This window comes from Pseudorhodoferax sp. Leaf267, from assembly GCF_001422405.1.
In the GTDB taxonomy this organism is placed as follows: Bacteria; Pseudomonadota; Gammaproteobacteria; order Burkholderiales; family Burkholderiaceae_C; genus Pseudorhodoferax.
This window is the reverse complement of record NZ_LMMV01000001.1, coordinates 352,232-372,846: the sequence shown is the minus strand read 5'-3', so window position 1 is coordinate 372,846 and position 20,615 is coordinate 352,232. Positions and strand designations below refer to the sequence as shown.

At 67.3% G+C, this 20,615-nt stretch carries 15 protein-coding genes and 3 tRNA genes; 5 read left to right on the top strand and 13 right to left on the bottom strand.

The genetic code is table 11. The features are described 5' to 3' along the window. Nucleotides 1–28: 28 nt before the first annotated feature. Both ASF43_RS01745 and ASF43_RS01740 read right to left on the bottom strand, forming a co-directional pair. Entirely contained in the window at nt 29–679 is a 651-nt protein-coding gene (locus ASF43_RS01745; protein WP_056175812.1) for a response regulator transcription factor, read from the bottom strand. Then, nucleotides 672–2,069 (bottom strand): sensor histidine kinase, encoded by a 1,398-nt coding sequence (locus ASF43_RS01740; protein ID WP_056175811.1) that lies wholly within the window; start codon nt 2,067–2,069, stop codon nt 672–674. Before ASF43_RS01740 ends, ASF43_RS01745 begins: the two co-directional genes overlap by 8 nt. A gap of 158 nt (nt 2,070–2,227) precedes the next feature. On the opposite strand from ASF43_RS01740, the gene ASF43_RS01735 reads away from it, so the two are divergent. Beyond that, entirely contained in the window at nt 2,228–3,196 is a 969-nt protein-coding gene (locus ASF43_RS01735) for a hypothetical protein (protein WP_235578091.1), read from the top strand. Nucleotides 3,197–3,199: 3 nt separating this feature from the next. Here ASF43_RS01735 and ASF43_RS01730 read toward each other — a convergent pair whose 3' ends face one another. Together ASF43_RS01730 and ASF43_RS01725 are read right to left on the bottom strand one after the other, a co-directional pair. Beyond that, nucleotides 3,200–4,537 (bottom strand): sulfatase, encoded by a 1,338-nt coding sequence (locus ASF43_RS01730; protein ID WP_056177987.1) that lies wholly within the window; start codon nt 4,535–4,537, stop codon nt 3,200–3,202. A 10-nt stretch (nt 4,538–4,547) separates the two neighbouring features. Continuing rightward, a complete protein-coding gene (locus ASF43_RS01725; RefSeq protein WP_056175810.1) occupies nt 4,548–5,477 on the bottom strand; it encodes a LysR family transcriptional regulator in 930 nt (309 codons plus the stop codon). 105 nt (nt 5,478–5,582) lie between these two features. On the opposite strand from ASF43_RS01725, the gene hpaH reads away from it, so the two are divergent. Genes hpaH through ASF43_RS01705 form a run of 4 tightly spaced genes read left to right on the top strand, consistent with a single transcriptional unit; the run spans nt 5,583 to nt 9,692 of the window. Then, nucleotides 5,583–6,386: a 2-oxo-hept-4-ene-1,7-dioate hydratase gene (hpaH, locus tag ASF43_RS01720; protein ID WP_056175807.1), complete on the top strand. Its 804-nt coding sequence runs from the start codon at nt 5,583–5,585 to the stop codon at nt 6,384–6,386. 10 nt (nt 6,387–6,396) lie between these two features. Further along, nucleotides 6,397–7,866 (top strand): aldehyde dehydrogenase family protein, encoded by a 1,470-nt coding sequence (locus ASF43_RS01715; RefSeq protein ID WP_056175803.1) that lies wholly within the window; start codon nt 6,397–6,399, stop codon nt 7,864–7,866. 12 nt (nt 7,867–7,878) lie between these two features. Continuing rightward, complete coding sequence (locus tag ASF43_RS01710) at nt 7,879–8,748, top strand: extradiol ring-cleavage dioxygenase (RefSeq protein WP_056175800.1); 870 nt, start codon at nt 7,879–7,881, stop codon at nt 8,746–8,748. Beyond that, nucleotides 8,745–9,692, top strand: coding sequence for a fumarylacetoacetate hydrolase family protein (locus ASF43_RS01705; RefSeq protein WP_056175798.1), 948 nt, complete (start codon nt 8,745–8,747; stop codon nt 9,690–9,692). The genes ASF43_RS01710 and ASF43_RS01705 overlap by 4 nt, the downstream gene beginning before the upstream one ends. Before the next feature lie 58 nt (nt 9,693–9,750). Here ASF43_RS01705 and ASF43_RS01700 read toward each other — a convergent pair. From ASF43_RS01700 to ASF43_RS01660, 9 genes are all read right to left on the bottom strand, one after another. Next, nucleotides 9,751–9,826: transfer RNA gene (locus ASF43_RS01700), tRNA-Gly, on the bottom strand. A 37-nt stretch (nt 9,827–9,863) separates the two neighbouring features. After that, nucleotides 9,864–9,939 (bottom strand) — tRNA-Gly (locus ASF43_RS01695). A gap of 69 nt (nt 9,940–10,008) precedes the next feature. After that, entirely contained in the window at nt 10,009–12,438 is a 2,430-nt protein-coding gene (gene lon, locus ASF43_RS01690) for an endopeptidase La (RefSeq protein WP_056175795.1), read from the bottom strand. A gap of 118 nt (nt 12,439–12,556) precedes the next feature. After that, nucleotides 12,557–13,822, bottom strand: coding sequence for an ATP-dependent Clp protease ATP-binding subunit ClpX (gene clpX / locus ASF43_RS01685; protein WP_056175792.1), 1,266 nt, complete (start codon nt 13,820–13,822; stop codon nt 12,557–12,559). Nucleotides 13,823–13,925: 103 nt separating this feature from the next. Beyond that, nucleotides 13,926–14,546 carry an ATP-dependent Clp endopeptidase proteolytic subunit ClpP gene (clpP, locus tag ASF43_RS01680; protein ID WP_056175788.1) on the bottom strand — a complete coding sequence of 207 codons (621 nt, stop codon included), beginning with the start codon at nt 14,544–14,546 and terminating at the stop codon, nt 13,926–13,928. 77 nt (nt 14,547–14,623) lie between these two features. Continuing rightward, a complete protein-coding gene (tig, locus tag ASF43_RS01675) occupies nt 14,624–15,937 on the bottom strand; it encodes a trigger factor (protein ID WP_056175787.1) in 1,314 nt (437 codons plus the stop codon). A gap of 24 nt (nt 15,938–15,961) precedes the next feature. Further along, nucleotides 15,962–16,048 (bottom strand) — tRNA-Leu (locus ASF43_RS01670). 63 nt (nt 16,049–16,111) lie between these two features. Further along, complete coding sequence (locus ASF43_RS01665; protein ID WP_056175784.1) at nt 16,112–19,309, bottom strand: efflux RND transporter permease subunit; 3,198 nt, start codon at nt 19,307–19,309, stop codon at nt 16,112–16,114. 7 nt (nt 19,310–19,316) lie between these two features. Beyond that, nucleotides 19,317–20,480 (bottom strand): efflux RND transporter periplasmic adaptor subunit, encoded by a 1,164-nt coding sequence (locus tag ASF43_RS01660; protein ID WP_056175781.1) that lies wholly within the window; start codon nt 20,478–20,480, stop codon nt 19,317–19,319. Between the last annotated feature and the right edge of the window lie 135 nt (nt 20,481–20,615).

The following is a 20,615-nucleotide window of genomic DNA, read 5'->3' as shown; positions in this document are numbered from 1 at the left end:
CGCCAAATGGGCCCGCTGGGCGGGCCGCTCAGCCCCGGCCGTCGCCCGCGGCGTGCCGGCTGGCCAGCAGCGCGGCCTCGACCCGGCTGCGCACCTGCAGCTTCTGCAGGATGTTGGTCACGTAGTGCTTGATGGTCTTCTCGGACAGGCACAGCGCGTCGCCGATCTCGCGGTTGGTCTTGCCGCTGCCGATCAGGCCCAGGATGCGGCGCTCGCGCTCGGTCAGCTCCTGCAGTGGGTCGGGCGCCTTGTGCCGCGTGAGCGAGACCAGCATCTCCGCTGCGATCGAGGGCGACACGTAGACCTCACCCGCCACCGCCCCGCGCAGCACGCCGGCCAGCTCGCGCGCCGACACGCCCTTGAGCACGTAGCCGCGCGCGCCGGCCTTCAGCGCGGCCAGCAGCTTGTCCTTGTCCTCGGACATCGTCAGCATCACGATGGCCGTGGCCGGGCAGGCCATGGCGATACGCTCGGCCGTGACGATGCCGCTCCAGCCCGGCATGCTGATGTCCAGCAGCACCACGTTCGGCAGCAGCGCCTGGGCCAGCGCCAGCGCTTCTTCGCCAGACGCCGTCTCGCCGACCACGCGGAAATCCGGGTCCAGCCCCAGCGAATGCACCACGCCCTGGCGGAACAAGGGGTGGTCGTCGACCACCAGCACCTCGATCACTTCAGCCATGGGCCTGCTCCAGGCTGGCCAGCGGCAGGCTCACGCGGATGGTGGTGCCGCGGCCCGCGTGGCTGGTGACGTCGAACGCGCCGCCCAGCGATTCGACGCGCTGGCGCATGCCGCGCAGGCCCAGGCGGCGGCGCGCCAGGGCTTCGCCCACATCGAAGCCCGGGCCGTCGTCGCGCACCTCCAGCGTGAGCGCGCGCGCATCGGCGCGCAGCCCGATGCGGCAGGCCGCTCCGGCCGCGTGCCGCAAGCAGTTGGCCAGCGACTCCTGCAGCAGCCGGTACAGCGTGGTCTTGGTGCGCACGGGCACCTGCAGGCCCGGCGCGACCTCGGCCGCGAGCGTGACGGGGTGCTGCGTCTTGGCGCGGAAGTCGCGCACCACACGCGCCGCCACTTCGTCCAGCGCCAGCGGCTCGATGTCGGGCAGCTCCAGGTCGGCGGAGATGGCGCGCAGGTCGGCCATCGCGGCCTGCACGGCGTCGCCGATGCGGTCCAGCGTGCGTGCAAGCGCCACAGGCTGTGCATCGCCCGCGTCGCGCAGGTTGCTGATCTGCATCAGCGCGAAACCTAGATCTTGGCACGGGCCGTCGTGCACGCTGGCCGACACGCGCTGCAGCAGCGCCTCGTGCAGCACGATGGCGCCCTCGGCCGCACGCCGCACGCGGGCGTTGAGCTCGCGGTTCTGCGCGTCCAGCGCGGTCAGCTGCAGCACCTGCTGGCTCAGCGCGCCCTGCTGCGCGAAGATCGTCTGGCTGCCTCGGCGCACGACGGCGAACAGCAGCAGGTAGGTGGCCAGCATGACACCGGCCACCACGCCCCAGCTGCGCCGCTGCGCGATGCGGGCCTCGCGGTCCACCTCGTCGGGCAGTTGGTAGAACTCGGCCACGGCGCCGATGTGGCCGCGGTCGGAGGTGTGGATCGGCGTGTAGGTCTCGATCAGCCGCTCCAGCGGCTGGCCGTGGTCGGCCTGCGCCTGGCCGCGCCGGACGCTGAGCTCCGAGAAGATGCTGCCGGCGCTGGCCGCGGCCAGACCTTCGTCGATCGCCAGCTTCTGGCCGATGCCCTTGCCGTCGCTGGTGAACAGCACCAGCCCGTCGGGCCGCCAGATGCGCAGCGAAAGGATGCGCCGCGCCCATTCGGTGTCTGCCATCAGCGCCTGCAGCGCCTGGCGTTCGGCCTCGCCCAGCGTGCCGGTCACGCCCACGCGCTGCAGCTGCGGGGCGATGAAGCCGTCGACATACAGCGCCGTGTCGGCACCGATGCGCTGCACCACGCTCGCGTGCACCTGGCGGCCGACCCACCAGCCCACGCTGAGTGTGGTCGCGAACAGGATGGGAAAGCTGACCAGCAGGAACTGCTGCGACAGCGACAGGCGTGCAGCCGGGAACTTCATGCGCGCACTGTAACGGCCCGCTTACATGGCCACCATGGACCAAGGTCCCGACCGATCGCGACCATGCGCGGGCGAGATCCCGCCGTTCTGCCCTGTTGCATCAGCGGGCCGGTTCCTACGATCGCCTCCGTCGCCCACCACTTCCTGACGGAGCCCCCATGCCCTTGCTGTCTTCCATGCCCCATCCCCGCGCCGCCGGCCGCTCGCTGCTGCTGGGCGCCGTGCTCGTCCTGTCCACCGGCCTCGCCGCGGCCGCATCGTCCAAGGGCTGCGAAGGCGGCGGCTTTCGCGTGCTGGGCCTCTCCGGCAAGGTCGACACCACGGTGCCCGCCTCGGCGGTCGCCGCGCGCTTTCTGGTGCAGGGCAAGTACGTGCAGTTCGAGGTGGACGCCGCCAGCTTCGGCATCCGCAACTATGTGCTGACCGGCGCGGCCAACCCGCTGGACATGACCGGCGGCGTGCCGACCACCGTGTTCGCCGCCAAGCTGCCCGACCACCGCGGCGCCACGCTGACCAGCGGCGTGGACGTGGAACTGAATGACGAGGGCATCGAGCTCATGCGCGAAGGCCCGCAGGTCACGATGAAGCTGCAGGCCAAGGACTGCGCCAGCGGCGGCGTGTTCCAGATGGAGGTGGAGCGCGTGGACGAAACCTCCACCGTCTTCACGCACACGCTGGCCACCAACCCGGGCAACCCCACGCTGAGCACCTTCTACTTCGACAACCGCAACTTCCGCAACCGCGAGGGCGATGCCGTGCCGTACAAGGACACCACCGTCGTCGTCACGCCGCGCATCAACTTCGGCAACGACTACTCGGCCAAGCTGGTCGGCCGCGACAGCCCGCAGGTCGCCACGCGTATCCCCGACCCCACCTGCGTAAACGGCATCTTCCGGCGCAACGGCACCATCGACAACGTGGCGCATTGCGGTCTGACATCACGCTGGGACGTGGCCAGCGGCGGGCGCATGGGCATGGTGTTCGGCGAGGACGCGACCGAGGTCGCACCACCGGCCACGCTCTGCACGCACCAGTGCCAGGCACAGAACCGCGTGAAGGGCCGCTCGACGGTGCTGGGCTTCCCGTTCCTGGTGGCGCCCGGTGATCGGCTGATGCCGCGGCGCTGAGTCTCAGAAAGTCGCCTGCGGGATCTCGCCCGGCCCGAACACCAGCGACACGCGCGCCTCGTCGGGAATGGCTGGCAGGCTGGCGTCCAGCGCCTCCCAGGCACTGCGCAGTTCGGCCAGCCGCCCAGGCTCGCGCGCGGCCAGGTTGGCGCGCTCACGCGGGTCGGCCACCACATCGAACAGGTACTCCGCGCCGTCCATGCGCAGGTACTTCCAGGGGCCACGAACCAGCGCGCGCTGGGCGCGGTGCTTCATGCGCCAGAACAGGTCGCGCGCAGGCGCGGGGGCGCTGGGGTCGTCGAACAGCGGCAGCAGGCTCTGGCCGTCCAGCGGATGGTCGGCCTGGGCCGCGACGCCGGCCGCGTCGAGGAAGGTCGCGGTCCAGTCCATGGTCATGTTGGGCTGGTCGCTCACGCCATCGGCCGCGATGCGGGCCGGCCAGCGCGCCAGCAGCGGCACGCGGATGCCGCCTTCCAGCAGGTCCATCTTGCCGCCCACGAAGGGCCAGTTGTTGGAGAAGCGCTCGCCGCCGTTGTCGCTGGTGAAAACGACCAGCGTGTTGTCGGCCAGGCCGCGCCGCTCCAGCGCATCGAGCACCTGGCCGATGCCGTCGTCCATCTGCGTGACCATGGTCTGGTAAGTGGCCAGGCTGCCGCCGTCCAGGTGCTTGATGCTAGTGCCGATGCGCTGCGACTCGGCCGCGTCCTCGCGCGTGACCCAGGGCCAGTGCGGCGCGCTGTAGTGCAGGCTCAGCAGGAAGGGCTGGTCGGCCGACTGGCGCTCGATGAACTCGGCCGCACGTGCGCTCAACAGGTCGGTGAGGTAGCCGTCGCGGTGGATCTCGGTCTCGTTGTCCCACAGGTCGTGGTTGCCGCGCGAGTCGGTGTGCGAGAAGTAGTCGGTGCCACCGGCATGGAAGCCCCAGAACTCCTGGTAGCCCGATTTGCGCGGGCCGAAATGCGACGGGTAGCCCAGGTGCCATTTGCCGACCAGTGCGGTGGCGTAGCCGGCATCGCGCAACAGCGAAGGCAGCGTGGGATGCTCGGGCGGCAGGCCCAGCACCTTGTCGCCATGAGCGCCCGCCAGTGGCTCTTCGGCCGCGCCGCGCAGACGGTACTGGTAGCGGCCCGTGATCAGCGCAAAGCGCGTGGGCGAGCAGACCGCCGAGTTCGAATACCCGCGCGTGAAGCGCAGGCCTTGCGCGGCCATGCGGTCCAGCCGCGGGGACACGTCGATGGCGCGGTTGTGCGCATCGCGCGCGCCGGTGCAGCCCAGGTCGGCATAACCCAGGTCGTCGGCCAGAATGAAGATGAGATTGGGGCGTGGGGTCGTTGCAGGCATGGCGGGCACTCTACACGCCGGGCGTGCCGTGCACGGCGGGCCAGCGCGGCATCCAGCCAGTGAGGAACTCGGCGAAGCCCTGGGCAGCGGGCGACAGGCTGCGCGTGGCGGACCGGTACAGGCAGACGGTGCGGATGGCCTCGGGTTCGACCACGCGCCGCATCACGAGGCCGAAGTAGCCCGCCATCGGCGCCACGTAGGCGGGAGCCAGCGTGGCCACCCGGCCCTGCGCGGCGATGCCCAGGGCGGTGGAGACGTTGTCCACGATGTCGACGGGCGCGATGCGCGCGCCTTCGGGCGAGCTGAGCCGCATCATCTCCACGCTGCGCTCGTGGTCGCGGCCGGCGGCCAGCAGGGCGTGCTCGCGCAGCATGTCCCAGCGCACCGTCTTGCGCCTGGCAAGCGGGTGCGACTTGGCGCACCACAGCACCCAGGGGCTGGTGAACAGCGGCTGGCGCTCCACGTCGGTGCCCACGGGCCGGTCCGGCCCCACGGCCAGGTCCACATCGCCGCTGGCCACGCTCTCGACCAGGCCATCCACCGGCAGGTCGCGGATGCGCACCACGACCTTGGGGCGCTCGGCCGCATAGGCCTGGATGGCCGCGGGCAAGGCCACACTGGCGATCACCATGGGCGCGCCGATGCGCACCACGCCGGCCGCGCGGTGGCGCACATCGGCGGCCGCGCTCTCGCAGGCGTGCACGTGGCGCAGCACGGTCTCGGCCGAGGCCAGAAAGTCGCGGCCCGCGCTGGACAGGCCCACCCGCCGCGTCGTGCGGTCGAACACGCGAAAGCCGACGACGGACTCGAACTCGGCCACGAGCTGGCTCACGGCCTGCGCGGTCAGGCCCAGGCGCTCGGCGGCGGCGTTGAAGCTGTGCAGCTCGGCCACCGCGACATAGGCCTCCAGCTGGCGTAGCGTGAAGCGGGTCAATGGCATGGGCGGGATTATCAAGCTGTGCTTGATAACGGCGCGGATTCCATTGCTGGTGCCGGGACGCCATGGCCTGCACACTGGCCGCCCTCCCCCACGAGAGACAAGCCCATGCTGGAGACATCCGTTCACACCGCCCTGGCGAGCGAACTGCACCGCGCCGAGCAGAAGCGCGAGCAGGTTGCGCAGTTTTCCAAGCGCCATCCCGGCATGACGATGGAGGACAGCTACGCAGTCCAGCGCGCCTGGATGGACATCAAGCGGGCCGAGGGCCGCCGCGTCATCGGCCACAAGATCGGGCTGACCTCGCGCGCGATGCAGATCGCCTCGCAGATCACCGAGCCCGACTACGGCTGCCTGCTGGACGACATGCTGCTGCAGGGCGGCAGCGAGGTGGAGGCGGCGCGCTTCATCGTGCCGCGGCTGGAAGTGGAGTTCGCCTTCGTGCTGGCCCGCCCGCTCAAGGGTGCGCATGTCTCGCTGATCGACGTGCTCAACGCGACCGACTACGTGGTGCCGGCGTTGGAGCTCATCGACGCGCGCATCGAACAGTTCGACCGTGACACCAAGGCGCCACGCAAGGTGCTGGACACCATTGCCGACAACGCGGCCAATGCCGGCATCGCGCTGGGCGGCCGGCCCATGAAGCCCGACGCGGTGGACTGGCGCTGGGCCGGCGCGCTGCTGTTCAAGAACGGCCAGGTCGAGGAGTCGGGCCTGGGCGCGGCCGTGCTGAACCACCCCGGCAACGGCGTGGCCTGGCTGGCCCACAAGCTCGCGGCCTTCGACCAGGGGCTGGAAACCGGCGAGATCGTGCTGGGGGGCTCGTTCACGCGGCCCGTTGCCTGCGCGGCCGGCGATGTGTTCCATGCGGACTACGGGCCGCTGGGCTCGATCTCGCTGCGTTTCGTTTGAAGGAGCGTTCATGAGTTTGCTGGACATCGCGGGCATCGCCGTCTCGCCCGACCACTACATCGCCGGCCAGCGCGTGGCCTCGGCCGAGCGCTTCGCGCTGCATTCGCCCATCGACCAGCGGCCGCTCGGCCACATCAGCGAAGGCCTGGCCGAGCACGTGGAAGCCGCCATCGTCGCGGCGCAGCACGCCTTCCCGGCCTGGAGCGCGCTGACGGCGGCCGAGCGCAAGCCCTACCTGGACCGCTTCGCCGACGAGATCGGCAAACGCGCCGATGCCTTCTGCTTGCTGGAGAGCAACGACGCGGGCGTGCTGCTCTCGCGCATGCGCCACGGCGTGGTGCCGCGCGCGATGCTCAACATCCGTTGGTTCGCCGAGCATGCGCTCACGCTGCAGGACCGCCCCATCGAGACCGAGCAGGCCACGCACCTCGTGCGGCACGACCCGGCCGGCGTGGTCGTCGTCATCACGCCCTGGAACGCGCCGCTCATGCTGTCGACCTGGAAGCTCGGCCCGGCCCTGGCGGCCGGCAACTGCTGCATCCTGAAGCCGCCGGAATGGGCGCCGCTGACCTGCTCGCTGCTGGCCGATGCCGCGCATGCTGCCGGCCTGACGCCCGGCGTGTTCAACGTGGTGCAGGGCACGGGCGCGAACACAGGCGCCCGGCTCGTCAGCGACGCGCGCATCGCGCGCGTGTCGTTCACGGGCTCGGTGCCCACAGCCAAGTGGATCGCGCAGGCGGCCGGCGCCAACCTCGTGCCCTGCAGCCTGGAGCTGGGCGGCAAGAGCCCCTTCATCGTGCTGCCCGATGCCGACCTGGAACAGGCCGCCGCCACCGGCGCGCTGATGTACCGCAACGCGGGCCAGGTCTGCCTGGCGGGCACGCGCTTTCTCGTGCACGCCCAGGTGGCCGAGGCCTTCATCGCCGCGATGCGCGCGCATGTCGAGAAGCTGAACGTGGGCGACCCGCGTGAGGAAGCGACCGAGGTTGGCCCCATCATCCACCCGCGCCAGCTCGAACGTGTGGCCGGCTTCGTCGAGCGCGCCGTGGCGGCCGGCGCGCGCGTGCTGTGGGGCGGCGCGCGGCATGCGTTCGGCGCGCAGTACTACCAGCCGACCATGCTGGCCGACGTGGCGCAGGGCAGCGAGATCGTGCAGAACGAGGTGTTCGGCCCGGTGCTGACGCTGCAGACCTTCGCCAGCGACGACGAGGCCGTCCTGCTTGCCAACGGCACGGACTACGGCCTGGGCGGTGTCTGCTATGGCGAGACCGCACACGCGACCGAGGTGGCGCAGCGCGTGCGCACCGGCTTCATCTGGGTCAACAGCTTCGGCATCCGCGACCTGGCCGCGCCGTTCGGCGGGATCAAGCGCAGCGGCATCGGCCGCGAGGGCGGCGACTGGAGCTTCGAGTTCTTCTGCGACGTGAAGGATGTCGTCGTGCCGAAGAAGCCCTTTCGCGCCAGCTTTTCGCACCGATAAGGAGACGACACCATGGGACAGATCGTCGGCGCCGCGCTGGTCTCGCACCACCCGGGCCTCATGCAATGCGAGGAGTTCCGCCGGCTGCAGGGCGCGGGCGAGGACTCTGACTTGATCGCGGGCTACGCTCGGCTGCGCCGCAAGATCGCGGCGGCGCAGCCCGACGTGGTCATGATCTTCGACTCGCACTGGTTCACTACGGGCTACCACCTCGTCGATGCCGGAAAGCACTACCAGGGCACCTACCTGTCGGACGAGATGCCGTGGTACCTGCACGGCGTGCCCTACGACTACCGTGGCCAGCCCGACCTGGCGTTCGCAATAGAGGAGCTGTCGCGTGAACGGGCCGGCTACCACCGCGCCATCAGCCACCCGGAGCTGGGCCGGCAGTACCCGACCATCAACCTCGTGAAGCAACTGCGGCTGGAGCTGGCCGGGCTGCCGGTCGTGACGGTGAGTTCGTGCCAGAACTGCGAGTGGCCGCACTTCCTGCAGTCTGGCGAGATCATCGGCGAGGCGATCCGCCGTTCGAACTACCGGGTGCTGCTGCTGGCCTCGGGTGCGCTGAGCCACAAATTCAACGGCATCGACTGGAAGCCCAAGCATCCGCGCATCTTCCACGAGAGCAATGTCTCGCGGCCCGAGAACATCGAGAGCGACAAACAGGCCATCGCGCTGTTCGCCGAGGGCCGGCACGACCTGATCCTGGAGCGCTGGGACGCGGACTACCGCAGGAAGCCCTGGGAAGCCTTCGGCGCGCACTACCTGCAGATGCTCGGCGCTCTGGGCGGTGCGGCCTGCACGGCCAGGGGCCAGCAACTCTCTGTCTATGAGAACGCCCGCGGTACGGGCAATGTCCACATCTGGTTCGACACACCATGAACTTCGAATTTCCGTACCAAGAACTTCCGGCCGTGATGCGCGGCCCGCGCGTGGAGCGGCGCCGCGTGCTGATCGGCGGCTCGGCCTTCTGGGGCACGATGCTCGACGGTGCGCAACTGCGGCTGGACGACGGCCGCGTGGTCGATCCGGGCGCCCTGCCCCATCTGCCGCCGGTGAAGCCGAGCAAGATCATCGCGGTGCACATCTCCTACAGCTCGCGCAGCATGGAGACGCGCAACCGCCCCAAGCCGACCGACACGCCGACCTACTTCACCAAGCCACCGACCGCGTTGAACGGTCATGGCGGCCAGATCCTGAAGCCGGCCGACTGCCAGTACCTGAACTACGAGGGCGAGTACGCGGTCGTCATCGGCAGCACCTGCCGCAATGTGACGCCCGACGAGGCCTGGGACCACATCGCCGGCTTCTGCCCGGCGCTGGACATGGGGCTGCAGGACTTTCGCGACACCGACCAGGGCTCGATGCTGCGCGTGAAGGGCGCGGACACGCTGCTGCCCATCGGCCCCGGCATTGTGCGCGGCGTGGACCTGTTCGCGCAGACGCTGCGCACCTATGTGAACGGGCTCGTCGTGCAGGAGGCTCAGATCGGCGAGGAGACCATCTGGGGCCCGCACTATGTGATCGCCGACATCGCGCGCCACATCACGCTGGCGGCGGGCGACGTGATCCTGATGGGCACGCCCTGTCATTCACGCTCTGTGAACGCGGGCGATGTGGTGGAGTGCGAGATCACGGGGCTGGGGCGTCTGGCCGGCACGGTGACGGCGGTGGCGCAGCCGCGTGCCAGCGCGTTGGGCGTGGGCCATGCGCCGACCGACACGCCGGAGGTGCGCCGGGTGGCGCTGGGCTTCGACGAGCGCGTGCCGCAAGAGCTCAAGGACAACCTGCACGCTGCGCGGAAGGCACACGGCGGCATCGGCTGAAACGCAGTCCAGCGCGCAAAAAAGAAAAGGACCCGTTGGGTCCTTGACTTTGCGAATCTGGAGCGGGAAAAGAGTCTCGAACTCTCGACCTCAACCTTGGCAAGGTTGCGCTCTACCAACTGAGCTATTCCCGCATGTCTGAAACCGCTGGCTCCCCCCACTTGCGTGGAATGGAGCGGGAGAAGAGTCTCGAACTCTCGACCTCAACCTTGGCAAGGTTGCGCTCTACCAACTGAGCTACTCCCGCGCTTCAAGCCTCAAATTATAGCGCGATTTTTCACGTCCCGGCAAGTCGTCGCGCTTTTTTGATGCGTTCTCAATGCTTCGTCGACGTCGCTGGCGGCGTGGCCTGCACAGCCACGTCGAGTGCAGCCGGCGCAGCTGCGACCTCCTCGTCGGACAGCGCGGTCGGCATGCGCTCCAGCGCCACTTCGAGCACCTGGTCGATCCATTTCACGGGCACGATCTCGAGGCCGTTCTTCACGTTCTCGGGAATCTCCTGCAGGTCCTTGGCGTTTTCCTCGGGGATCAGGACGGTCTTGATGCCACCGCGCAGCGCGGCCAGCAGCTTTTCCTTCAGCCCGCCGATGGCCGTGACTTCGCCGCGCAAGGTGATCTCGCCCGTCATCGCCACGTCGCTGCGCACGGGAATGCCGGTCAGCGCCGACACGAAGGCGGTCGTCATCGCCGCGCCGGCACTCGGGCCGTCCTTGGGCGTCGCGCCATCGGGCACGTGGATGTGGATGTCGCGCTTCTCGAACACTTCGTCCTTGATGCCCAGGCGGCGCGAGCGGCTGCGCACCACGGTCCGCGCGGCCTCGACCGACTCTTTCATGACATCGCCGAGCGAACCGGTGCGCGTGATCACGCCCTTGCCGGGCATGATGGCAGCCTCGATTGTCAGCAGGTCGCCGCCCACCTCGGTCCACGCCAGGCCCACGACCTGGCCGATCTGGTTCTGTTGCTCGGCACGGCCGTAGTTGTACTTGCGCACACCCAGGAAGTCGTTCAGGTTCTCGGCATTCACCGTGACCTGCGGCGTCATCTTCTTGAGCTGCAAGGCCTTGACCACCTTGCGGCAGATCTTGGACAGCTCGCGCTCGAGCGAACGCACGCCGGCTTCACGCGTGTAGTAGCGCACCACGTCGCGCACGGCGTCCTCGGTCACCAGCAGCTCTTCTTCCTTCACGCCGTTGTTCTTCAACTGCTTGGGCAGCAGATACTTCAGCGCGATGTTGACCTTCTCGTCCTCGGTGTAGCCCGACAGGCGAATAACTTCCATGCGGTCCAGCAAGGCCGGCGGGATGTTCATCGAGTTCGAGGTCGCGATGAACATCACGTCGGACAGGTCGAAGTCGACCTCGACGTAGTGGTCACCGAAGGTGTGGTTCTGCTCCGGGTCCAGCACTTCGAGCAGTGCGCTGGACGGATCGCCGCGGAAGTCCGTGCCCAGCTTGTCGATCTCGTCGAGCAGGAACAGCGGGTTGCGCGTGCCGACCTTGGACAGGCTCTGCAGCACCTTGCCCGGCAGCGCGCCGATGTAGGTGCGGCGGTGCCCGCGGATCTCGGCTTCGTCGCGCATGCCGCCCAGCGCCATGCGCACGTACTTGCGCCCGGTGGCCTTGGCGACCGATTGGCCGAGAGATGTCTTGCCAACGCCCGGAGGGCCGACCAGGCACAGGATCGGCGCCTTCACCTTGTCCACACGCTGCTGCACAGCGAGATATTCCAGGATGCGGTCCTTGACCTTGTCCAGGCCGAAGTGGTCTTCGTTCAGCACCACTTCTGCGTTGGCCAGGTCGTGCTTGATCTTCGTGCGCTTGCTCCAGGGCAAGTTGGTCAGCACGTCGATGTAATTGCGCACCACGGTGGCTTCGGCCGACATCGGCGACATGAGCTTGAGCTTCTTGAGCTCGCCTTCGGCCTTCTTCAGCGCTTCCTTGGACATCTTGGCGAGGCGGATCTTCTTCTCGATCTCCTCGATGTCGGCACCCTCTTCGCCTTCGCCCAGTTCCTTCTGGATGGCCTTGACCTGCTCGTTGAGGTAGAAGTCGCGCTGGTTCTTCTCCATCTGGCGCTTCACGCGGCCGCGGATCTTCTTGTCGACGTTCAGGATGTCGACTTCGCGCTCGAGCTGGCCGTACAGATTCTCCAGGCGCTCGCGCACGTCGGACAGATCGAGCACGACCTGCTTGTTATCGAGCTTGAGCGGCAGGTGCGCTGCGATGGTGTCGGCCAGGCGGCCGGCATCGTCGATGCTGGAGATCGACGTCAGGATCTCCGGCGGGATCTTCTTGTTCAGCTTCACATACTGGTCGAACTGCTGCATGACCGCACGGCGCAGAGCTTCGACCTCGGTGTTCTTCTGCGCGGCATCGGGCGCTTCGATCGGCGTGACGTTGGCGCTGAAATGCGACTCACCGTCTTCGATGTGGTTCACGCGCGCGCGCTGCTGGCCCTCGACCAGCACCTTGACCGTGCCGTCGGGCAGCTTGAGCATCTGCAGGATGGTGGAGACGCAACCGACGTCGAACATGTCGGTGACCAGCGGCTCGTCCTTGGCGGCGGCCTTCTGCGCCACCAGCATGATGCGGCGCTCGGCCTCCATCGCGGCTTCCAGCGCCTTGATGCTCTTGGGTCGGCCGACGAACAGCGGGATCACCATGTGAGGGAACACCACCACGTCGCGCAGCGGCAGCAGCGGTAGATCCATCGGGGTAGGAGGCAAGGGAGTTTGACCGGACATGAAAATCCTTTGAGTGACCTGTCGAATATGGTCGCCAGCGTCACATTTTCAACCTCGGCGCTTTGACGCGCCGAAGCAGGGTTGATGGGGCCGGCTCACATGCAGCCGGCTCGTGCGGTCAGGCTTTCTTCGCCGCTTCGCGGTAGACCAGAAGCGGCGGCTTGTTTTCCTCGATCGTGGACTCGTCCACCACGACCTTGTCGACGTTGGCCGTCGTGGGCAACTCGAACATCGTGTTGATCAGCGATTGCTCCAGGATGGAGCGCAGCCCCCGCGCACCGGTCTTGCGCAACAGCGCCTTGCGGGCGATGGCCTTCAGCGCCGAGGGGCGGATCTCCAGGTCCACGTCTTCCATCGACAGCAGCTTGGCGTACTGCTTGATCAGGGCGTTCTTGGGCTCGGTGAGAATCTGGACCAGTGCGTCTTCGGTCAGCTCGCCGAGCGTCGCAACCACGGGCATGCGGCCGACGAGCTCGGGGATCAGGCCGAACTTGATCAGGTCTTCCGGCTCGACCTCGAGGAACACTTCGGTCAGGGCGCGCTCCTTCTTGCTCTTGACCGACGCACCGAAGCCGATGCCCGACGATTCCGTCCGGTTGCCGATGACCTTCTCCAGGCCGGCAAATGCGCCACCGCAGATGAACAGGATATTGGTCGTGTCGACCTGCAGAAAGTCCTGGTTCGGATGCTTGCGCCCGCCCTGCGGCGGCACGCTGGCCATCGTGCCTTCGATGAGCTTGAGCAAAGCCTGCTGCACGCCTTCGCCCGACACGTCGCGCGTGATCGAGGGGTTGTCGGACTTGCGCGAGATCTTGTCGATCTCGTCGATGTAGACGATGCCGCGCTGCGCGCGCTCCACGTCGTAGTTGCAGCTCTGCAGCAGCTTGGCCACGATGTTCTCGACGTCTTCGCCGACATAGCCGGCTTCGGTCAGCGTGGTCGCGTCGGCCATCACGAACGGAACGTCCAACATGCGCGCGAGGGTCTGCGCCAGCAAGGTCTTGCCCGAGCCAGTAGGCCCGATCAGCAGGATGTTGCTCTTGGACAGTTCGACGTCGTCTTTCTTGGCCTTGTCCTTGTAACGCAGCCGCTTGTAGTGGTTGTAGACCGCCACGGACAAGGTGCGCTTGGCCACTTCCTGGCCGATCACGTAATTGTCGAGGTTGTTCTTGATCTCCACCGGCGTCGGCAGGTCGCCGCGCCCATCGCGCGCCTCAGCGCCAGCCGGCACTTCGTCGCGGATGATTTCGTTGCACAGGTCGATGCACTCGTCGCAGATGAAGACCGACGGTCCTGCGATGAGTTTCTTGACCTCGTGCTGACTCTTCCCGCAGAAGGAGCAGTACAGGGTTTTCTCGCTGGAAGAGCCTTTTTTCTCGGCCATGTAGGAGTGCCTTTAGAGGACGTGAAGCAATGATAACCAAACGGAAAACGGCGCCTTTCGTGAGAAAGGGCGCCGTTTCATGCGCTGTTTTACGCTTGGCGGGTCAGGGGCGCTTGGCGATGACCTGGTCGACCAGCCCGTATTCCTTGGACTCGTCGGCCGTCAGGAAGTAGTCGCGCTCGGTATCGGCCTTGACCTTTTCCAGCGGCTGGCCCGTGCGCTCGGCCAGGATGCGGTTCATCTGGTCCTTGGTGCGCAGGATGTCGCGCGCATGGATTTCGATGTCGGTAGCCTGGCCGCGCGCACCACCCAGAACCTGGTGGATCATGATCTTGGAGTTGGGCAGCGAGAAACGCTTGCCCTTCGCACCGGCAGCCAGCAGGAACGCGCCCATGCTGGCGGCAAAGCCGATGCACATGGTGGACACGTCGGGCTTCACGAACTGCATGGTGTCGTAAATCGCCATGCCGGCCGTGACGCTGCCGCCGGGCGAATTGATATAGAACGAGATGTCCTTGTCCGGGTTCTCGCTCTCGAGGAACAGCAGTTGCGCCACGACGAGGTTGGCCGTCTGGTCATTGACCTCGCCCACCAGGAAGATGATGCGCTCCTTGAGCAGGCGCGAGTAGATGTCGTAAGAACGCTCGCCGCGGCCGGACTGCTCGATGACCATGGGGACCATGCCCAAGCCCTGCGTGTCGAGTGAACTGTTGTGAATGACCATGTCTTTCTCCAGAGTTTGAGGGATGTCACCAGGGATGGAAGTGGGGGCCGCAGCACGAATCGCAAGCCCCGCCGGCATCAGCCCTGCTGCGCCATCAACTCGTCGAACCCGATGGCCTTGTCGTTGACCTTGGCCTGGCTCAGCACGTAGTCGGTCACGTTGTTCTCGATCACGGCAGCTTCGACGTCGGACAGGCGCTGACGATCGCCGTAGTACCAGCGCACCACGTCTGCCGGCTTCTCGTAGCTGGCGGCCAGGTCGTCGATGTGGGCCTTGATCTGCTCGGGCTTGGCGGTCAGATCGTTCTTGCGCACCAGCTCGGCAACCACCAGCCCCAGGCGCACGCGGCGCTCGGCCTGCGGACGCACGATTTCTTCAGGGATCGGTGCCTTGTCAGCGTCCTTGATGCTGCGGCTCTTCAGGTCGGCGCGCGCGCCTTCGATCATGCGGGCGATCTCTGCGTTCACGCTGGCGTTCGGCAGATCCAGTTCGGCCTTGGTCAGCAGTGCGTCCATCACGGCCTGCTTGTTGCGGGCCAGCAGGCGGAACTTGACTTCGCGCTCCAGGTTCTTGCGAATGTCGTTGCGCAGGCCCTCCACCGTACCGTCGGCGATGCCCAGGGACTTGGCCAGCGTGTCGTCGATCTCCGGCAGGTGGCTGGACTCGATCTTCTTGATCGTGACGAGGAAGTCAGCCTGCTTGCCGGCCACGTCCTTACCGTGGTAGTCGGCCGGGAACGCCAGCGGGAAGGTGCGGCTCTCGCCCAGCTTCATGCCGCGCACGGCGTCTTCGAATTCCTTGAGCATCTGGCCTTCGCCAACAACGAACTGGAAGTCTTCGGCCTTGCCGCCCTGGAACGGCTCGCCGTCGATCTTGCCTTCGAAGTCCACCGTCACGCGGTCGCCTTCGGTGGCGGCTGCATCCTGGGCGCGCTGCGCGAAGCTGCGGCGCTGCTTGCGCAGGATGTCCAGCGTCTTGTCGATGGCTTCGTCGGTCACCTCGGCGCTGAAGCGGTCGATCTCGGCCGTGGCCAGGTCACCGATCACGACTTCCGGGAACACCTCGAACACGGCGTCGAACGCCATCTGGCCTTCGGGCGAGCTTTCCTTCTCGCTGATGCGGGGCTGGCCGGCCACGCGCAGGTTGGCTTCGTTGGCGGCTGCGGCGAACGCTTCACCGACCTTGTCGTTCATGACTTCGTAGTGCACCGAGTAGCCATAGCGCTGGGCCACCACCGTCATGGGGACTTTGCCTGGACGGAAGCCATCCATCTTCACCGTGCGCGCCATCTTGCGCAGACGGGTGTTGACTTCGTTCTGGATCAGGTCGACCGGCAGCGACAAGGTGATCTTGCGTTCCAGCTTTTCGAGGGTTTCAACGGTTACTGCCATGGTGGTCTCGGATAAAGGAAGGGGTGGTGCGCGGGGGGGGACTCGAACCCCCACACCATTGCTGGCGTCAGGACCTAAACCTGGTGCGTCTACCAATTTCGCCACCCGCGCGTTTCGGTCAACCCACGATTTTAGCCGGTCGCAGCAGGCGCCCCGACCGGCCCGGGCTACCGCCTATCCGGCGGCCGCGGGCGCCTGCCTGCGCTCTTCGTCCGTGGGCCTCCTGACGCGGAACCAGGCCGCATACATGGCGGGCAACGCCAGCAGCGTCAGCACGGTCGCCACGACCAGCCCTCCCATGATGGCAACCGCCATCGGCCCCCAGAACACCGAGCGCGACAGCGGGATCATGGCCAGCACGGCGGCCAGCGCGGTCAGCACGATGGGGCGCAGGCGTCGAACGGCCGACTCGACGATGGCGTCCCAGGTCGGCACGCCGCGTGCACGGTCCTGCTCGATCTGGTCGATCAGGATCACCGAGTTGCGCTGGATCATGCCCATGAGCGCGATCACGCCCAGCAGCGCCACGAAGCCGAACGGCCGGCCCAGCAGAATCAGCGCACCGGCGACGCCGGCGATACCCAGGGGCCCTGTCAGGAACACCAGCATGGCGCGGCTGAAGCTGTGCAGTTGCAGCATCAGCAGCGTGAACGTGAAGAACAGCATGACCGGAATGCCGGCTGCGATCGAGGCCGAACCGCGGCTGCTCTCCTCCACCGCGCCTGCCACCTCGATGGCGTAGCCGGCCGGGCCCTGCTGCGCCCATTGCGCTTCCAGCGCACGCAGCCGCGGCAGCAACTCGTTGGTCACGGTGGCGCCCTGCAGGCCTTCGGAGATGTCGCTCTGCACCGTGATCGCGTAGTCGCGGTTCTCGCGCCACATCACACCGGGCTCCCAGTCAAACACCGGCTTGGCGATCTGCGTGAGCGGGATCTGCCGGCCCGAGGCCGTGGGCACGTAGGCGTTGGCCAGTGCCGTGATCACGCCCCGCTCGCCCTCGGGCTGGCGCAGCACGATGTCGATCAGCTTGTCGTGTTCGCGAAACTGCCCGATCGGCGTGCCGGACAGCAGCGTGCGGCTGGCCTGCGCGATCGACTGGCTGGTCACGCCCAGCGCGCGCGCCTTGGTCTGGTCGACCTCCAGGCGCACGATCTTCACGGATTCGTTCCAGTTGTCATTCACGCCGCGCGTGTTGGGGCTCTCGCGCATGGCAGCCTTGACCTCGTCGGCGCGCAGCCGCAGCGTCTGCGGATCGGGGCCGCGCACGCGGAATTGCACCGGATAGGGCACGGGCGGGCCATTGGGCAGCAGCTTCACACGCCCGCGCACCTCGGGGAATTCCTCGGCCAGCAAGCCCGGCAGCCGCACGCGCAGCGTCTCGCGCACCTTCAGGTCCTGCGACAGCACGATGAACTGGGAGACATTGGTCTGCGGGAACACCTGGTCCAGCGGCAGGTAAAAGCGCGGCACGCCCGAGCCCACCCACACGCTGACGGTGGACACCCCGGGCTCGCGCATGAGCCGTTCTTCCACGCGCTTGGCCGTGGCCTCGTTGGCTGCGAACGACGTGCCTTCCGGGAACCAGATGTCGACCAGGATTTCCGGCCGGCTCGAATCGGGGAAGAACTGCTGCTGCACGCGGCCCATGCCGACGATGCCCAGCGCGAAAATTAGCAACGTCGCCAGGATGGTCAGCCAGCGGTGCGCCACGCACCAGTTCACGGCACGCCGAAAGCTGTTGTAGAAGCCCGAGTCGAACATCTCGTGCGGCTGCTCCGGCGTTCTCGCCTGGCCGTGGTGGGCGTGGGTCTTGAGCAGCAGCGTGCCCAGGTAGGGCACGAAGTAGACCGAAACGAACCAGCTCAGCACCAGCGCGATCACGGTCACCGCGAAGATGGCAAAGGTGTATTCCCCCGTCACCGACTTGGCGATGCCGATGGGCAGGAAGCCCACGGCCGTGATCAGCGTGCCGGTCAGCATGGGCATGGCCGTGATCTCGTAGGCGAAGGTCGCGGCCCGCACTTTGTCGTAGCCCTCTTCCATCTTGCGCACCATCATCTCCACCGCAATGATGGCGTCGTCCACCAGCAGGCCCAGCGCGATGATGAGCGAGCCCAGCGAGATCTTGTGCAGGCCGATGTTGAAGTACCACATGGCCAGGAAGGTCACGGCCAGCACCAGCGGGATCGTGATGCCCACCACCAGGCCGGGCCGGATGTCGATGTAGTAGCGGCGCCACCAGTGCGCCTCGTGCGGCCTCGAATGGAAGCCCAGCGCGATGAAGCTCACGGCCAGCACGATGACCACGGCCTCGACCAGCACCTTGACGAACTCGTTGACCGAGCTGGCCACGGCGATGGGCTGGTTCTGCACCTGGGCCAGGCTGATGCCGGCCGGCAGCCCGCGCTCGATCTTCACAAAGGCCTTGTTCAGCGCCTTGCCCAGCGCAATGATGTCGCCGCCCTTGGTCATCGAGACGCCCAGCGCGATGACTTCCTTGCCCTGGTGCCGCACCTTGACGGCAGGTGGGTCGACGTAGCCGCGCTTGATCTCGGCGATGTCGCCCAGCCGCAGCTGCGCGCCCGTGGGCCCGCGGATCGGCATGGCGCTCAGCTCGTCGACGGCCTCGAACTGACCCGTGACACGCAGTTGCACCACGTCCAGCGGCGTCTGCACCGCGCCCGCGCTCTCGACCGCGTTCTGCTGGCCGAGCTGCGACAACACCTGGTTGAAGTCCAGCCCCAGCTGCGCCAGGCGGCGCTGCGAGACCTCGATGAAGACCTTCTCGTCCTGCACGCCAAACAGTTCGACCTTGGCCACGTCGGGCACGCGCAGCAGGGTCTGGCGCGCATCGTCGGCGAAGGTCTTGAGCTCGGCGTAGCTGAAGCCATCGGCCGACAGCGCATAGATCACGCCGTAGACGTCGCCGAAGTCGTCGTTGAAGAACGGCCCCTGCACGCCTTGCGGCAAGGTGAAGTGCATGTCGCTGATCTTCTTGCGCACCACGTACCAGAGATTCGCGACCTCCTTGGGCGGCGAGGAGTCGCGCAGCTCGAAGATGATCTGCGACTCGCCCGGCTTGGAATAGCTGCGGATGCGGAACGCGTACGGCACTTCCTGCAGCGTGCGCTCCAGCTTGTCGGTGACCTGCTCGGCCACCTGCTGGGCCGTGGCGCCGGGCCAGTAGGTGCGCACGACCATGGCGCGGAAGGTGAACGGCGGGTCTTCGTCCTGGCCCAGCTGGTAGTAGGCGGCAAAGCCCAGCAGCATCAGCACCACCATCAGGTACCGGGTCAGGGCGGGATGGTCCAGCGCCCAGCGCGAGAGGTTGAAGCCAGCCTTGGGCTGGTCCAGGGTGTTCGGTGCGCTCATCGCGGGCCTAGCGGGTGGCGGAGGCCGCAGCCGCCGGTGCATCGGCCTGGCCGCTTCCGACCCGCGGCTGGTAGACCGTGACCTTCTGCCCCGGTGACAACACATGCACGCCGGCTGCTACGACCTGCGTGCCCGGCTGCACGCCGGACGCCACGACCACATCGTTGCCGTCTGCCGTGGCCACCACCACCGGGACCGACTTCACCGTCATGCTGGCTTCGTCCAGCACCCAGACCGAGGTCGTGCCGGCCGCGTCGCGCTTGAGCGCACTGGTCGGCAGCTTCATGACCGGCGCCCCCGCCAGGCTCATGGACTGCGGCACCACGCTGACCGTCGTGCCCAGCGGCGGCGGGCTGGCCGTTTCCAGCGACACCTTGACCTGGAAGGTGCGCGTGGCCGCGTCGGCGCTGGCCGCCACTTCGCGGATGCGCCCCGCCAGCACGGTGTCCGAATTCCATTGCCGCACCTGCACGGGCGAGCCAACCTTCACTGCACGCACCCGATCCTCCGGCACCGCGAACACCACGTCGCGCACGCCGCTCTGGGCCACGCGCACCACCGGCTGGCCGGCACTGACGACTTGGCCGGGCTCGGCCTCTATGCCGGTCACCACGCCGGCCACGTCGGCGATCAGGCGCGCATAGCCCGCCTGGTTGCCCTGGGCCGACAGCTGGGCCTGGGCCTGGTCGAGCTGCGCCTGGGCAGCCTTGTAGGAGGATTCACGGCGCTCCAGTTCGGCGCCACTGATGAAGTTTTGTGCGCGCAGCTCCTGGTAGCGCTTGAGATCGGCGCTGGCCAGGTCGCGGTTCGTGGTGGCGGCCGCCACCTGGGCGCGGGCCGCATCGGCGGCCAGGCGCAGGTCCTGCGCGTCGAGCTCGGCCAACACCTGCCCGACCCGCACCGTCTGCCCCAGTTCGGCCTGCCGGCGCACGATCTTGCCCGCGACGCGAAAACCCAGCCGCGTCTCGATGCGCGGCCGCACTTCGCCGGCGAACGCCAGGTCGGTGCCATAAGCCGATGTGCCCACGGTGACGAGCTTGACGGCTCGCACGGGCTCTGGCGCAGGCTCGGGTTTGGAGCAGCCCACCAGCAGCGCGACGCCCAAGGCTGGCGCCGCAAGGGCCGCGCCCGGCAACTGAAAACGGCAGACGCGCCAAGGCTTGTATGACATGGAAGATCCCGAGAAAAGACGTCCGATGCTGGGGCCGGCGTCTGCTGATTTGCTACTGACTAGCGGGTTAGCAATCTAGGTAAAAGCCCGCTCCTTGTCAAACTGAAAAAGGTTCAGGCAAACAGGGCGACAATC